Origin of the sequence: Gordonia sihwensis NBRC 108236 (assembly GCF_000333035.1) — a bacterium.
In the GTDB taxonomy this organism is placed as follows: Bacteria; Actinomycetota; Actinomycetes; order Mycobacteriales; family Mycobacteriaceae; genus Gordonia; species Gordonia sihwensis.
The window spans coordinates 143,517-157,693 of sequence record NZ_BANU01000006.1 but is presented as its reverse complement, the minus strand read 5'-3'; the positions used below and the strand labels follow the sequence as shown (position 1 = coordinate 157,693).

Sequence of the window (14,177 nt, the reverse complement as noted above, 5' to 3'; positions counted from 1 at the left end):
GTCAGAAGGCCTGAGCCTGTGCGCGCCGGATCACCTCGCGCGCCGAATGAGTGTGCAGCGCATCGGCCGGGCGCAGCCCCAGGTCGTCCTGCTCGGTGAACAGCCAGCGCATCGCCTCGTCGCGCGTGTAACCGCCGTCGAGCAGGATCCGGACCAGCCCCTCGAAGTGCTTCGCGAGGCCGTCGGACCCGAAGAAGGCCTCCGGAATCACGGGTACCCCTCCGCGCGAGGCCGCGAGCAGGTTGTGGTCGCGGATGAGTGTGCGGAGCCGGTTGGACGAGACCCCCAGCCGCTTGGCGGCCTGGTCCAGGTCGAGAACTGGAACGTCGTCGGGAAGGATGTCGATCGAAAGCGGAAGAGAACCCACGGGGCAAAGCCTACCGGTGTCCTGCGCGGCACATACGAGGTCGTCGGCGCGGCGGGTAGATTCGAACACCGTGACCACCCCTGGCGACCCGCTCATCGGCCGAGTGCTGGAGCGCAGATACCGGATCGACGCGCCGATCGCTCGCGGCGGGATGTCCTCGGTGTATGTGGGAACCGACCTGCGTCTGGGTCGGCGCGTCGCAGTGAAGGTGATGGATGCGCGTTACGTGGGCGACCCCCAGTTCCTGCGCCGGTTCGAGTTCGAGGCCCGCGCCGTCGCCGGTCTGAGCCACCCCGGCCTCGTCGCGGTCTACGACCAGAGCATCGACGGTGAGGTCGCGTTCCTCGTCATGGAGCTCGTGCGCGGGGGCAGCGTCCGCGAACTGCTCCGCGAACGCGGGCCGATGCCGCCGCACGCGGTGGCATCCGTCGCGATCCCGATGCTCGGCGGCCTGGGCACCGCGCACCGCGCGGGCCTGGTGCACCGGGACGTGAAGCCCGAGAACGTCCTCGTCTCCGACAACGGCGACATCAAGGTTGCCGACTTCGGTCTGGTCCGCGCGGTCGCCGAAGCCGGCGTCACGTCGGCGAGCGTGATTCTGGGGACCGCCGCGTACCTGTCCCCCGAGCAGGTCAACTCCACCGACGTCGACGCGCGCAGCGACGTGTACTCGGCCGGAGTGATGCTGTTCGAACTACTGACCGGACGGCAGCCCTTCAGCGGCAGCACTCCGCTCGCGCTGGCCTATCAGCGGCTCACCTACGACGTCCCCGCCCCCGGCGACCTGATCGAAGGCGTCCCGCCGCAGATCGACGAGATCGTCCTGCGAGCCACCGAGCGTGACCGCGCCGATCGCTTCCGCGACGGATTCGCCATGCAGCACGCGTTGCTCGACGCCGCCGATGAACTCGACCTGCCAGCCTTCACCGTCCCGGCTCCGAGCCGGGCCTCGGCGCGGGTCACCTCCGCCATCGCCCGCCCGGTGCGGGCCGTGTCGGCGCAGGCGCCCGATCCGCGACCGGTCACCGCATACGATCCCGAGCCGCTCCCCCGGTCTGATCGGTGGGACGACGACGCCTGGGACGGACCCGACGAGCGACGCTGGACGGACGACGAGCCGGAGTGGGCCGACCGGGCCGACTGGGAGCCGGACTCCGACCAGGTCGACGTGATCGACGAAGCCGATCCCGCGGCCACATCGCGCGGACGCGCACTGGCGGCCGTGTGGTTGACGATCATCACGATCGTCGCCGTCGTGCTCGCAGCGGCGGGGTGGGCCGTGGGCGCCTCGCTCGCCTGAACCGGGCGCCGTCGGGTCTCCTCAGCCGCGCAGGCTCCCCTCAGCCGCGCAGCATCTCCGCCACGAGGAAGGCCAGTTCCAGCGACTGCTGGGTGTTGAGGCGCGGGTCGCACGCCGTCTCGTAGCGGCCTTCGAGATCGAGGTCGGAGATGTCCTGTGCGCCACCGAGGCACTCGGTCACATCCTCACCGGTCAGCTCGATGTGAATGCCCCCGGGGTGACTGCCCAGCGCGCGATGCACCTCGAAGAAGCCCTGCACCTCGTCGACCACGCGGTCGAAGTGGCGGGTCTTGAAACCGGTGGACGCGGTGTGGGTGTTGCCGTGCATCGGATCGCACTGCCAGATCACCTTGTGTCCGGTCGCCTCGACGGCCTGCACGATCGCGGGCAGGACCTCGCGGACCTTGCCGTTACCCATCCGCGACACCAGCGTCAGCCGGCCGGGACGGTTGTCGGGGTCGAGTGCCTCCACGTACTCGACCGCCAGCTCGGGCGTCGTGGTGGGGCCGATCTTGACGCCGATCGGATTGCTGATCAGCTTGGCCAGCGCGATGTGAGCGCCGTCGAGCTGCCGGGTGCGTTCGCCGATCCACAGGAAGTGCGCCGACAGGTCGTACAGAGTCTGCTCGTCGCCGCCGCGCGGGTTGTCGGCGAGCCGCAGCATGGCGCGCTCGTAGTCCATCACCAGAGCTTCGTGCGAGGCGAAGATCGACGCCGACTCGAGGCTCGAGTCGGTGACGCCGCAGGCGTCCATGAATCGCAGCCCGCGATCGATCTCCGCGGCGAGCGCCTCGTACCGCGCACCGGCCGGCGATGTGCGGACGAACTCGCGGTTCCAGTTGTGAACGTGCGCCAGGCGGGCCTCCGACCCGGTCAGCGACCGCACCAGGTTCATCGCCGCGGCGGCGTTCGCGTACGCGCGCACCAGACGCGAGGGATCGTGCACGCGCGCGGCCTCGTCGGCCTCCAGCGCGTTGACCATGTCGCCTCGGTACGAGAGCAGCCCGAGCGCGTCGGTGTCGGACGAACGCGGCTTGGCGTACTGCCCCGCGATGCGGGCGACCTTCACCACCGGCATGCTCGCGCCGTAGGTGAGCACCACGGCCATCTGAAGCAGGGTGCGGATGTTGCCCTTGATGTGCGGCTCGGTGTTGGCCGCGAAGGTCTCGGCGCAGTCTCCGCCCTGGAGCATGAACGCGCGACCGTGGGCCACCTCGGCGAGTTGGTCGGCGAGCACCTCCACCTCGGACGGCATGCAGATCGGCGGGACGCTCTCGAGGACGGTGCGCATCTTGTGCGCCTCCTCTTCGGGCCAGCTCGGCTGCTGCAGAGCCGGGCGCGCCAGCATGTCGTCGAATTGCTCGGCGAGACGTCCCGGCAGGGGCGGCAGTTCGGGAAGCTCGTCGATGGGCACGTCTACGGTCCAGTTCACCACCGCTCCAGCCTATCGTGACGAACCGGACGTCGCGTCGGTCACCTCCGACAGTGCCATCGGTTCTCGGCCGTCAGTTCACGCCGGCGCCGCCGCCGACGGCCGCTTCGATGGCGCGCCACTTGACGAGGTTGTGCCGCGCGTCGGCGAGCGCATCGTGTGCGTTGCGCGGAGCCGGAGGCAGTTCCGGACGGCCCGCGGCCTCCCAGTGCTGTCGGAGTTCCCGGGTGAAGCGCGGCATCTCCCGCGGCAGCTCGGTCATCGACCCCCACAGCTGACACACCACCACGTGGTCGTACGCGCCGACCCACGCCCACAGTTCGACGCCGTCGCCAGGGGCGGTGAGGAACTCGTAGAGGCTCTCGCGGATCGCTCGGCGACTCCGCCACGCCTTGTCGGCCGGGGACGGCAGCTTGTCGAGGACGTTGGTGCGTACCCAGTCACCCGCCCGCGCCGGATCGAATTCGGTCGAGACGGCGTAGAACTCGCGGCCGTCCTCGCCGACCACCCCGATCGACACCAGCTCGATGGTGGTTCCGTCTTCGATGAACTCGGTGTCGTAGAAGTAGCGCACGACTTCTGATTATCCATGCCGGACAGGAATACTGGCTTTCATGCCCACTGCAAGCGGTCAGACGCAGCCCCGCGACGAGGGCGGAGCGCTCCGGGGTCAACGGCTCGCCGAGCGGCTCACCCGGTGGTCGCCCGGACCAGCCGCGAGGGCGGCGATCGTCGCCGCATTCGCACTCTCGGCCGCCCTGCAGATCCTGGGCGTGCCCTTCACATCCAGTTTCGGCACCCGAACCCGGTTCGACATGGACGTGTACCGCATCGGCGGCCAGATCTGGCATCAGGGCCTGAGTCTGTACGCCGACGGCTCGATGCCCTTCACCGCCGACGGCATCTGGCTGCCGTTCACGTACCCGCCGTTCGCGGCGCTGCTGTTCACCCCGTTGGGTGCGATCCCGCTCGCCGTCGCGAGCATCGGGATCTCACTGGTCACCGCCGCGCTGCTGGTCTACGTCACCAAGCTCTCGCTCGCCGTGCTCGACATCGGCTCGCCCGGCAACCGGTGGTGGCTCGCGATCGCTGCATCGGTCGCGACCATCTGGTTCAACCCGTTCTGGATGACCCTCGGATTCGGTCAGATCAACGTGGTGCTGATGGCGATGATCATGATCGACGTCTTCGTCCTGCACCGCGCCGGGGGCCGCCGCGCACAGGGTGTCCTGATCGGCATCGCGTCGGCGGTCAAACTCACCCCGCTGGTCTTCCTCGGCGTGTTCCTTGTGGCTCGCCGGTTCCGCGCCGTCGCCACCGGACTGGCCGCGTTCGTCGGCGCGGCGGCGATCGGCTGGATCTGGATGCCGGCCGACTCCCGCACGTATTGGACCGACACCCTGTTCCACACCGCCCGGATCGGCCAACCCGAGGGGCGGATCAATCAGAATCTGAACGCCGCGTGGCTCCGCGTGTTCGGTGACGCGGGCAGCGCCGCGGAGGTTGCCTGGATCCTGTCCAGCGTCGCGGCCACGGTCCTCGCGCTGGCGGCGGTGCTGGCGGCACGCCCCGCCGAGGCGTTCGCGCGCGGACCGATGACCGGCCGCGTCGACGCCCTCGCGATCACGTGCGCCGTGGCCGTGTGGGGACTGCTCGTCTCGCCGACCACCTGGGCCCACCACTGGGTCTGGTGCGTCCCGGCGCTGCTCCTGTGCCTGACGATCGGCTGGCGGGTCGATGAGCGCCGCTACCGTGCCACGTACTTCGGCCTCGCCGGAACCGGGGTCGTGATCTTCGCGGTGGGGCCTTTCCAGCTCCTGCCGCCCATCGAGCACGGCTGGGCTGCATGGCAGCACCTGATCGGCAACGCCTTCACGCTCTGGGGCGTGACGCTCCTGGTGGCACTGTGGCGGCTGCCGTACCGCGCCCCCGAGACGACGACGGTGTCCGCCACGGCCGCTTGACGGCCGGCGCGGACACCGTCATGGGGTCCGGAATCGGATCAGGCCGCGTCGCCCGGTTTCGCGGCCGGCGCCGTCGGTGCCGCCGCCTTGGCGCCTCCGCCGGCGTTCTTGAGGCTGGCGGCGTACACGTCGACGTACTGCTGGCCGCCGAGACGCATCAGCGCGTACATGATCTCGTCGGTGACCGCGCGCTCGATGAAGCGGTTGCCTGCCATGCCCTCGTACCGCGAGAAGTCGAGCGGTTCGCCCACTCGGACGACGATGCGGGTGGGCCGCGGCAGCACCGTGCCGGGCGGGTTGATCCGATCGGTCCCGACCATCGCGATCGGGATCACCGGTGTGCCCGTCTCCAGAGCGATCCGTGCGAGCCCGGTCTTTCCCTTGTACAGTCGGCCGTCCGGCGAGCGGGTGCCCTCCGGATACAGGCACAGCAGCCGTCCGTCCTCAAGCACCTTCTTGCCCGCCAGAAGCGCGTCCGCGGCCGCGCTGGCGCCGGACCGGTCGATCGGGATCTGTCCCGAAGTGCTGAAGAACCACTTCTTGAAGCGCCCCTTGAGGCCCTTCTCCGTGAAGTACTCACTCTTGGCGAGGAAGAAGATCCTCCGCGGCACCATGAGCGGCAGGTAGAAGCTGTCGACCACCGCCATGTGGTTGGACGCGATCAACGCGGCACCGTCCTTGGGGATGTTCTCCAGCCCCTCGATCCGCGGACGTCCCATCAAGCGGAGCGCCGGACCCATGAAGATGTATTTGAAAAGGTAGTACCACATGGACGTTGCTGCCCCTCCTGCTCGATTCCCGACCTGCACCGGCGCACCGGCGCCCGAACGCATCGGAAGAAACTCTACTGACTGCCCGCCACCTGCATCGCCAGTCCCTGCCGTGCCACCTCGGCCGCACCGATCGTTCCCGCCGCCTCGCCGAGCTGGGTACCGCGGATCCGGGCCAGCCGGCGGTGCCCGCTACCGGTGACCGCCGCCGCATAGTGCTCGCGCGCGTCGTCGAGGAACAGACTCGACGCAGCACCGACGCCGCCGGCGAGGACGATGAGATCCGGATCGAAGACGTCGGCGATCATGCCGAGACCGTAGCCGAGCCAGCGCGCCATGTCCTCGTACGCGGCCAGTGCCGCGGGGTCGCCGTCCGCCGCGGCCGCCGCCACTCGCCTGCCCGTGAGCGAGCCCGGGTCCGCCTCCGACTCGGCGGCCAGCACGCTGCGCGGATAGTCGTGCGAGGCGAGCAGTTCCAGCACGGTGTCGACCAGTGCCGTCCCGCTGCAGTAGCGCTCCCAGCAACCGCGTTTGCCGCAACTGCACGGGCGGCCGTCCGGAACCACGGTGAGGTGCCCGAACTCCGGCGCCACGCCGAAGCTGCCGCGATAGAGCCGCCCGTCCATGATCATCCCCGCGCCGATCCCGGTGCCGATGGACAGGACGAGCGTGTTGTGTCCACCTGCCGCCGCACCGAAGTGCAGCTCGGCGAGTGCGGCCGAATTGGCGTCGTGCTCGGCGAATACCGGCAACCCCAGCCTGCGCGTCATCGTCTCCGGTACCGGAGCCTCGCGCCAGGCCAGATGCGGGGAGAAGCGCACCGTCCGGCGATCGGGTGTCAGGAAACCCGCGATCGCCAGTCCCACCGCTGCCACCGCCCACCGGTCCCGCAGTTCGGTGACGAGCCGGTGCAGGCAGTGCTCGAGTGACTCGGCGGTCGGCGGGGTCGCCGTGCGAAGCGTGTCGAGTTGGCGACCGCGCGCGTCCACCACCGAAGCTCTCACGCTGGTGCCGCCGATGTCGATGCCGATGGTCAGTTCCGAACCGGGCGACGCCCCGTCGCCTGCGCGCGCGGTCACGTCACCTGCCCATCGGCGTGACGTTGACCGAGATCGTCTCGAACCGCGATGACGTGCCTGCGCGCTCGGACCGATCCGAGCGCAGCATGTCGGCGACGGCCTCGAGCACCGCGATCAGTGCGGCGAGGATGCGGGCGAGCAGGTCGCCGAGTTCCCGGACCATCGTGCCGACGTCTCCGAGCAGCTCCGGAATGCCCGATCCCGCAACCCCGGAACCCGGGACTCGCGGCCCGGATGTGCCGGCGATCAGACCGGCGAGCTGGTCGATCTGATTCGCGAAACCGAGCAGCAACGCCTGCACGGAGTCGCCGGCGTCGGCGGCTCCTGAACCGGTGGCGTCGTGGTCGTCGGTCATCGTGGGTGGAGTCCTCGGTGGTCGGGCCGACATCGGTGGTCGGGCAAACGGGGGTCGGGCAGCAAGCGGGGGTCGGACGGCACGTGGGTGCGCATCGCGAACACCTGACGCTACCGGGCGCGGCGGCCGATCCCCAGCGCCGGGCACCGGAGTGGTGACAGACCGCACATCCCACCCGGTCGATGCCCTCGCTCACAACGACGAGTGTACGTTCACCGGCTTCTCGTCGTGCCCGTCGCCGGGATCGTTCGTCCGGTCAACCGTCCCCGTCCGGAGTGGTTCCGGTGCGCCGCTGCGGCCAGACGGCCGGGTCCGGGCGGAAGCGCAGAACCAGCCGTCCCGCATGCCAGTCGGCCCCCGTCACCAGGCACCGCCGCAGCACCGAGGGCAGCCGGACCGGGAAGCGGAAACCCGACACCGTCACCAGCAGATCGTCGCCGGACCTGCCCAGCGCCAGCCGGTCGGGGTCGGGTAGCCCTTGGTCCCACGCCAGTTCGAAGACGCTGTCCAGGCCCTCTCCGGAGACGTGCGCGACGGTCAGCGCGCCCGACCCGCGCGGCCGCCCGCCCGGTGTCGGCAGATCGACCACCACCCGGCGGATCCGGGACAGCCGGTCGACCGCCTCCGGCGCGGCGGCCACGGCCATCACCTGCACCGTGTCGTCGCCGCCGAGCACCGCCCGCGCGGTATCGATCGCGCAGACCTGTGCCGCGCCGCCCGCGCCCTCATTGACCAGCACCGATCGCAACGGCAGCGCCATCAGGTCGCTGATCGCGATCTGGTCTGCGAGCGCACGCGCTCCGCGGTCCCCCGCGTCGACAACCACGTGGACCGCCACCCCGTGCGGATCGGTGAACAGATCCGCCAGATCCTGGCAGTCGCGGTCGATGCCCTCCACCGCCGCGGACAACTGCGCCACCGCGGGCTTCTCCGCCGCCTCGGCGAGCCGCGCGTGCCGCGGCCACAGCCGTTCGAGTGCCGCGGACAGCACCGTCGGCGACCGCAACAGGGCGAACGGATCACCGCAGCCGGACAGGTCTACGACTATGCGTCGCCACCGTCCAGCGGTCGCGGCTTCGCGAATCCGCCTGAGCAGCAGGAACTCCTGTACGCCGGGCAGAGCCGACAGCTCGCCCGGCGCGATCGACGCCACCGAACCGACTATCGGCAGCAGCGCCTTGCCCGAGCTCACCGCCGTGAGCGCACCGGTGAACTCGCTCCACGCCTGCTCCAGCACGGACAACGGGTCGAGTTGCAGAAGGTCGACGTCGGCGGTCACCGCGACGGGTTCCCCGGGGAGCCGAAGAACGCCGAGACGTTCCGGCAGATACGACCGCGAGTCGAGAGAGACGAGCAGTGTGCCCCGCTCGGCGCCCAGCCGCACGCCCGCGGGCGGGTGCGTGGTGTGCCGCAGTGCCGCGGCCGCGGCGACGACGGAGACGCCCGAGCCACCCGGCCCGAGCACCAGATCGATGGGCGCTAGATCGATCAGCCTTCGACCCTCTTCTTCAGGTCGCCGAGCGCGGCCTCGGTGATCGCCTTCTCCGCGCGTCGCTTCAACTGGCTGATCATCGGGATGTGAAGGTCCACCATGAGAGCGTAGGTCACCTTGGTCGAACCCGGAACCTGCTGCGCCAGACGGTAACTGCCCTCCTGAGCGCGCTGCAGCTCACTCGAGACGAGCGTCCAACAGACACCGTCGCCGTCCTCGTCCCACGTGTATCGGAGTTCGTAGGTGTCGGCGAGGACTCCCGCGTCGAGGACGAATCGCACCCGAACGCCCCGTCCCCACGCGTCCCGTTCCAGAACGGTCACCTCGCGGGCCGCGGTGACCCACTGCGGATAGTTGTCGAAGTCGGCGATCACTGCCATCACGTCCGCCACGTCGGCGTTGATGACGATCGACTGCTCGGTGTGGTCGGCCATCGCTACGCCCCCGCGGCGGCAGACGCCGCGGGCGCCCCGGCCTCGCGGTCTCCCTCGAGCAGCGCCTTGACATGGAAGGACATCTCCTTGCCCGCGATGCGCCTGCGGCGGTTCAGCTCTGCGACCGCGTCCATCCGCTCGCGCGCCCCGTCCGGCAGTGGGCGCGACGGCTCGGCGTGCAGGTAGTAGTGCAGGATGAAACCGTCCATGCACGGCTCGCACCAGATCTCCATGGTGCCCTCGACCGGTCCGGCCACCGTCCACCGCACGCCCTGGTCTCCGCGGTCCTCGACCACGGTCAGCCGGAGGTCCGGCCACCACTGCCGCCAGCGCGCCCGATCGCCCACCACCGCACCGGCGAGCGACGGCGCCGCAGCGACGAAGACCTCGTCGGCAACCTGAATGCTCGTCACCGTCCTAGCTTCACACACCCGGCCCCGTGGGTGAAACCCGACTCGTGCGTAACCGGCACTCCGAGTGGGTCTAAGATCACTCAGAGATTCAGGTCGTTCTGAGAAATTTCCGTTCCGGAAGGTGTATTACATGGCCGAGTGCCGCGTGCCCGCGAAGTTTCAGATCCCCGAGGAGCGGAACGCGTCCGACGTGCTCTTCGACATCGTCGAGAAGCAGAGCGGCAAGACCGTGTTCCGTCGTCAGTCCGGCTCGCAGTGGCTCCCGGTCACCGCGGCCGAGGCCGGAGCACAGGTCACGGCGATCGCCAAAGGATTGATCGCCTCGGGCATCGAACCGGGCGACCGCGTCGCGTTGGTCTCGGCCACGCGCCTGGAATGGACTCTCCTGGACTTCGCCATCTGGTCGGCCGGCGCGATCACCGTCCCGGTCTACGACTCCTCCTCCGGTCCCCAGATCGATTGGATCATGCGCGATTCCGGCGCTACGGCGATCATCGCCGAGACCGCCGGGCACCGCGCCGTCATCGACACGGTGGAATCGGTGGACGACTCGGTCCAGGTGTTCCAGATCGACGTCGCCGACGGCCCGGGAGTCGTCGAACTCCTCACCGAGCGCGGCAAGGACGTGGCAGACGAGGAGGTCCACGCGCGTCGTCGGACGCTCAAGGCCTCCAGTCCGGCCACCCTCATCTACACCTCGGGGACCACGGGCCGCCCCAAGGGCTGCATGCTGACCCACTCCAACCTGCTCGGCGAGATCGCCGGCGTGATGGAGACCCCGCTGAATGCTCTGCTCGGCGACGGCAAGCGCCTGCTGCTGTTCCTGCCGATGGCACACGTACTCGCCCGCGCGATCAACCTGGTCGCGCTCGAGGCGGGCATGGAGGTCGGGTACACCAGCGACATCCCCAATCTGCTGCCGACTTTCTCCGTCTTCAAGCCGTCGCTGATCCTGTCGGTCCCCCGCGTCTTCGAGAAGGTGTTCAACTCGGCACGCCAGAGTGCGCACGACGGCGGGAAGGGCAAGATCTTCGATCTCGCGGCCGACGTCGCCGTGCAGTATTCGACGGCCGCCCAGAACGGTGACGTGGGCCTGCTGCTGCGCGCGAAGCACGCGGTGTTCGACAAGCTGGTGTACGCCAAGCTGCGCGCCGCGCTCGGCGGGGTCTGCGAACTCGCGATCTCCGGCGGCGCACCCCTCGGTTCGCGCCTCGGACACTTCTTCAGCGGCGTCGGCATCCCCGTCTACGAGGGCTACGGCCTCACCGAGACCACCGCCGCGGTCACGGTGAACACCCCCGGCCAGGTGAAGGTCGGCACCGTCGGCCGGCCCATCCCGGGCAACGCCGTCCGGATCGCCGACGACGGCGAGATCCTGCTCTCCGGCGAGGTGGTCTTCACCGGCTATTGGCGCAACGACGAGGCCACCGCTACCGCGATCACCGACGGCTGGTTCCACACCGGCGACATCGGAGCGCTCGACCAGGACGGCTACCTGAGCATCACCGGCCGCAAGAAGGAGATCATCGTCACCGCCGGCGGCAAGAACGTCTCGCCCGCGCCGATGGAGGACATCATCCGCGCGAGCGCACTGGTGTCGCAGGCCGTGGTGGTCGGCGATCAGAAACCGTTCATCGGCGCACTCATCACGATCGATCTCGAGGCCTTCCCGGCGTGGAAGGAGCGCCACGGCAAGTCCGCCGACCTCAGCGTCGCCGATCTGGCGCAGGACCCCGACCTGCTGGCCGAGGTCCAGGAGGCCGTCGACGCCGCCAACGAGACCGTCTCCCACGCCGAGACCATCAAGAAGTTCCGCATCCTCCCGACCGACTTCAGCGAGGACTCGGGCGAACTGACCCCCACGCTGAAGGTGAAGCGCAACGTGGTGGCCGACAAGTGGGCCGAGGAGATCGCGGCGATCTACCGCAAGTAGCCGCCGGTGCGTGCCTGCGGGCACCGAGACGCGGTATGACGATCCCCGCGAACCCCTTCCGACGGGGTTCGCGGGGATCGTCAGTTCAAGCGCGTGGGGCGGCGTGGTCGGCCGGACCGGACGGCGCTCGTCACAGCAGCCGCATGAGGCGCGCGGCCTGCATCTTCCACTGCCAGTTCTCCACTGCCCATTCGCGTCCGGCCTCCCCCATCGCCGCAGCGAGCCGCGGTGAGGAGAGGATCTCGACGATCGCCCCGGCGACGGCGGCCCGGTCACGGCCGTCGACGACGGTGCCCGTCAGGCTCTCGCGCACCGTCTCGGGCGCCCCGCCCGAGTCGCCCGCCACCACCGGCACACCGCTGGCCGAGGCCTCGAGAAAGACGATGCCGAGGCCTTCCACGTCGAGGCCGCCGCCCCGGGTGCGGGTCGGCATGGCGAATACGTCGGCCATCGCGTGGTGCATCGGCAGTTCCGCGGCGGGGACGCCGCCGGTGAAGGTCACCGAATCCATCACGCCGTTCTCCTCGGCGAGCCGGTGCAGCGCATCGGCGTAGGGACCGCCGCCGACGATCATCAGCCGCGCGTCGGGAATTGCGTCACGGATCGCGGGCCACGCCCTGATCAGCATGTCCTGGCCCTTGCGCGGCACGAGCCGCGACAGGCAGAGCACTGTGGGTGCGTCGCCCAGTCCGTAGCGCTCCCGCAGCACGCGCCGCGCCGTGGAGTCCGGCGCGAACCGGTCGACGTCCACTCCGCAGGAGACGTACTCGAGCGATGCCCGCGGGCCGAAGGCCGCCGCGAACCGGCCGCGGGTGTAGCGGCTGACGTAGGTGATCGCGTCGGTGTGGTCGCCGATGTACCGGAGTACCTGGCGGGCGCCGGGCAGCATCGACCACCCGACCTCGTGACCGTGTGTGCTCGCGACGATCCGCCGAGCCCCGGCCTTCCGGAGCTTGGGCCCGAGGACCGCGAGCGGAGCCGCCGCGCCGAACCAGACTGTGTGAACATCGTTGTCGCGCACGAGATTCGCAGCCCTTCGCAGCACTCCGGGAGTCGGCAGCATCAGGCTCGTGGGATGGCGGACGATCCGGTACGGAGCCGCGCAGTCGTACTCCTCGCAGCCCCGCCACGTCGGCGCGTAGACGATGACGTCCTCCGGCGGGAGGAAGGCGATCAGGTTCTCCAGGTACGACTGGATGCCGCCCGGCCGAGGCGGGAAGTCGTTGGTGACAAGCAGCGTTCGTCTCACCGGCGCACCTGGGTGCGCAGCCACGCCTGCCAGTCGGCGACCACCGTCGACTTGTCGGCACCCAGCGCGTCCTTCATCGCGTCGTCGGTGGTCGAGGTGTCTCCGCCCTTGCCGACACCGATGTACATCTTCTTGAGCTTCTCCTCGCCGAACCTCTGGCCGACGAAGGCCGCGAACGACCACGCCTCCTGATAGGCGATCCGGGCCGCGTCCGAGTCGACGGAGAACGACCCGTCCGAGGGCAGCGCCTTCGGAACGTCGCCGGCGGCCACGGCAGCGGCCAATTCCGGTGCGGCGTCGACGAAGTCCCGGTAAGTGCCCTTGCGGCCCACGTACTCCGGAACGCCCTCGGTGAGCCACAGCGGCGCGTTCTCGGCGGTGTTGAGCCGCGAGGCGACGTGCGTGAGCTCATGGCGGATCACGACGGCGAGCGCCGGCTTCGACAGGGCACGGGCGGCGGGCGTGAGCACGATCCGCTGTCCCACCACCTGCTGATTCTGACGATCGATCATGGTGTACACGGTGGCGGCCGCGGCAGCTGAGGTGTCGACCGGAACGGTCCTCGTGAGTCCGGAGAACTGAGCGCCGTCGGCGGTGGAGATCACCGCGATCCGCCGGACCCAGTCGTCGCCCCAGAACTTCGATACCTCATCCACCGCAGCGGGCAGGATTTCGGCGACCTGAGCCGCGGTCTTCTCCGCGCCCCGGTAGCACAGAACCGTCGAGGTCCCCCCGGAGGTGCGCACGTCGTTCGCCGACAGCCCCGGAAACGCCCACGGTCCCACCTCGGGTGCCTTCGGATTCTCGCGTGAGGCCTGCGACGGGTCGGGCGCCAGGCCACCGTCGCCGACGACTTTCCAGTCGTCGCCGTATCGCGCGAAGGTCAGGCTCTGGTGGAGGGTCACCGTCGGTTCGTCGAGTCCAGGCGACGACGCGCCTCCCAGCGCGTAGTCGAGATCGACGGGCGTCACCCAACTGTCGGAGGCGCCGGCCGCTTCGAGCTTCGCCTCGAAATCCGGTTCGAGAAGGTGCTCCGGGCCGGTCTGGGGCGCCACTCGATAGCGGAATTCCTTGAGTTTGAGCGGCTTTCCCACCGGCGCCGATGCGAAATCGGCAGCCACGGCGTCGAGCCGATGCCGGAACTCGACGGTGGCGGCCGGATCGATGAGTTCGGACAGACCTCTGCGGTCGCCGTTGCGCAGCGCCGACGACAGTTGGTCGAGCAGGGCGGTGACGCCGTCGTAGCGCTGCTGTTCGAACGGGTTCAGCGGCGTCGTCGCGATCGTCGGAGACGAAGTGGCCGATGGGTGATCGGCATCGGAGCCACAGGCGGTGAGCGACGCGGCAGTCACGGCCGCCAAGACAGTGGCCGCGATCGCGGCACGCTGG

Annotated in this window: 14 protein-coding genes; 3 read left to right on the top strand and 11 right to left on the bottom strand. The window is 69.6% G+C overall.

The window, feature by feature from the left end:
- Position 1: 1 nt before the first annotated feature.
- Positions 2 to 367, bottom strand: a complete 366-nt coding sequence (locus tag GSI01S_RS04775) for an Rv2175c family DNA-binding protein (protein WP_006895311.1) — start codon at positions 365 to 367, stop codon at positions 2 to 4.
- A 70-nt stretch (positions 368 to 437) separates the two neighbouring features.
- Between GSI01S_RS04775 and GSI01S_RS04770 the strand changes: the two genes are divergently transcribed.
- On the top strand, positions 438 to 1,667 hold the full coding sequence (locus tag GSI01S_RS04770; protein ID WP_006895310.1) for a protein kinase domain-containing protein: 1,230 nt from the start codon (positions 438 to 440) through the stop codon (positions 1,665 to 1,667).
- A 40-nt stretch (positions 1,668 to 1,707) separates the two neighbouring features.
- Here the strand turns inward: GSI01S_RS04770 and GSI01S_RS04765 are convergent, their stop codons facing one another.
- Both GSI01S_RS04765 and GSI01S_RS04760 read right to left on the bottom strand, forming a co-directional pair.
- Positions 1,708 to 3,102, bottom strand: a complete 1,395-nt coding sequence (locus GSI01S_RS04765) for a class II 3-deoxy-7-phosphoheptulonate synthase (protein WP_006895309.1) — start codon at positions 3,100 to 3,102, stop codon at positions 1,708 to 1,710.
- Positions 3,103 to 3,172: 70 nt separating this feature from the next.
- A complete protein-coding gene (locus GSI01S_RS04760; RefSeq protein WP_006895308.1) occupies positions 3,173 to 3,673 on the bottom strand; it encodes a polyadenylate-specific 3'-exoribonuclease AS in 501 nt (166 codons plus the stop codon).
- A gap of 40 nt (positions 3,674 to 3,713) precedes the next feature.
- Here GSI01S_RS04760 and GSI01S_RS04755 point away from each other — a divergent pair, with 40 nt between their 5' ends.
- On the top strand, positions 3,714 to 5,063 hold the full coding sequence (locus GSI01S_RS04755; RefSeq protein ID WP_006895307.1) for a glycosyltransferase 87 family protein: 1,350 nt from the start codon (positions 3,714 to 3,716) through the stop codon (positions 5,061 to 5,063).
- Positions 5,064 to 5,101: 38 nt separating this feature from the next.
- On the opposite strand, the gene GSI01S_RS04750 is transcribed toward GSI01S_RS04755, so the two are convergent.
- The 6 genes from GSI01S_RS04750 to GSI01S_RS04725 form a co-directional block, all read right to left on the bottom strand.
- Positions 5,102 to 5,833, bottom strand: coding sequence for a lysophospholipid acyltransferase family protein (locus GSI01S_RS04750; protein ID WP_006895306.1), 732 nt, complete (start codon positions 5,831 to 5,833; stop codon positions 5,102 to 5,104).
- A 74-nt stretch (positions 5,834 to 5,907) separates the two neighbouring features.
- Positions 5,908 to 6,912, bottom strand: a complete 1,005-nt coding sequence (locus GSI01S_RS04745) for an ROK family protein (protein ID WP_006895305.1) — start codon at positions 6,910 to 6,912, stop codon at positions 5,908 to 5,910.
- A gap of 1 nt (position 6,913) precedes the next feature.
- On the bottom strand, positions 6,914 to 7,267 hold the full coding sequence (locus GSI01S_RS04740; RefSeq protein ID WP_006895304.1) for a hypothetical protein: 354 nt from the start codon (positions 7,265 to 7,267) through the stop codon (positions 6,914 to 6,916).
- A 256-nt stretch (positions 7,268 to 7,523) separates the two neighbouring features.
- Positions 7,524 to 8,735 carry an ArsA-related P-loop ATPase gene (locus tag GSI01S_RS04735; RefSeq protein WP_039866943.1) on the bottom strand — a complete coding sequence of 404 codons (1,212 nt, stop codon included), beginning with the start codon at positions 8,733 to 8,735 and terminating at the stop codon, positions 7,524 to 7,526.
- 20 nt (positions 8,736 to 8,755) lie between these two features.
- The gene (locus GSI01S_RS04730; protein ID WP_006895302.1) at positions 8,756 to 9,193 is read right to left on the bottom strand and encodes an SRPBCC family protein; all 438 of its coding nucleotides are present in this window, start codon (positions 9,191 to 9,193) and stop codon (positions 8,756 to 8,758) included.
- Between the two features lie 2 nt (positions 9,194 to 9,195).
- A complete protein-coding gene (locus GSI01S_RS04725) occupies positions 9,196 to 9,606 on the bottom strand; it encodes a hypothetical protein (protein ID WP_006895301.1) in 411 nt (136 codons plus the stop codon).
- Positions 9,607 to 9,736: 130 nt separating this feature from the next.
- Here GSI01S_RS04725 and GSI01S_RS04720 point away from each other — a divergent pair, with 130 nt between their 5' ends.
- On the top strand, positions 9,737 to 11,539 hold the full coding sequence (locus GSI01S_RS04720) for an AMP-dependent synthetase/ligase (RefSeq protein WP_006895300.1): 1,803 nt from the start codon (positions 9,737 to 9,739) through the stop codon (positions 11,537 to 11,539).
- A 130-nt stretch (positions 11,540 to 11,669) separates the two neighbouring features.
- Here the strand turns inward: GSI01S_RS04720 and GSI01S_RS04715 are convergent, their stop codons facing one another.
- Together GSI01S_RS04715 and GSI01S_RS04710 are read right to left on the bottom strand one after the other, a co-directional pair.
- A complete protein-coding gene (locus GSI01S_RS04715; protein WP_006895299.1) occupies positions 11,670 to 12,788 on the bottom strand; it encodes a glycosyltransferase family 4 protein in 1,119 nt (372 codons plus the stop codon).
- On the bottom strand, positions 12,785 to 14,140 hold the full coding sequence (locus GSI01S_RS04710; RefSeq protein WP_231650305.1) for a peptidase MA family metallohydrolase: 1,356 nt from the start codon (positions 14,138 to 14,140) through the stop codon (positions 12,785 to 12,787). The genes GSI01S_RS04715 and GSI01S_RS04710 overlap by 4 nt, the downstream gene beginning before the upstream one ends.
- Between the last annotated feature and the right edge of the window lie 37 nt (positions 14,141 to 14,177).

Coding starts and splice junctions, on each gene's coding strand:
- GSI01S_RS04755 (WP_006895307.1), top strand. CDS start 3,714: ATGCCCACTGCAAGCGGTCAGACGCAGCCCCGCGACGAGGGCGGAGCG.
- GSI01S_RS04750 (WP_006895306.1), bottom strand. CDS start 5,833: ATGTGGTACTACCTTTTCAAATACATCTTCATGGGTCCGGCGCTCCGC.
- GSI01S_RS04740 (WP_006895304.1), bottom strand. CDS start 7,267: ATGACCGACGACCACGACGCCACCGGTTCAGGAGCCGCCGACGCCGGC.
- GSI01S_RS04730 (WP_006895302.1), bottom strand. CDS start 9,193: ATGGCCGACCACACCGAGCAGTCGATCGTCATCAACGCCGACGTGGCG.
- GSI01S_RS04720 (WP_006895300.1), top strand. CDS start 9,737: ATGGCCGAGTGCCGCGTGCCCGCGAAGTTTCAGATCCCCGAGGAGCGG.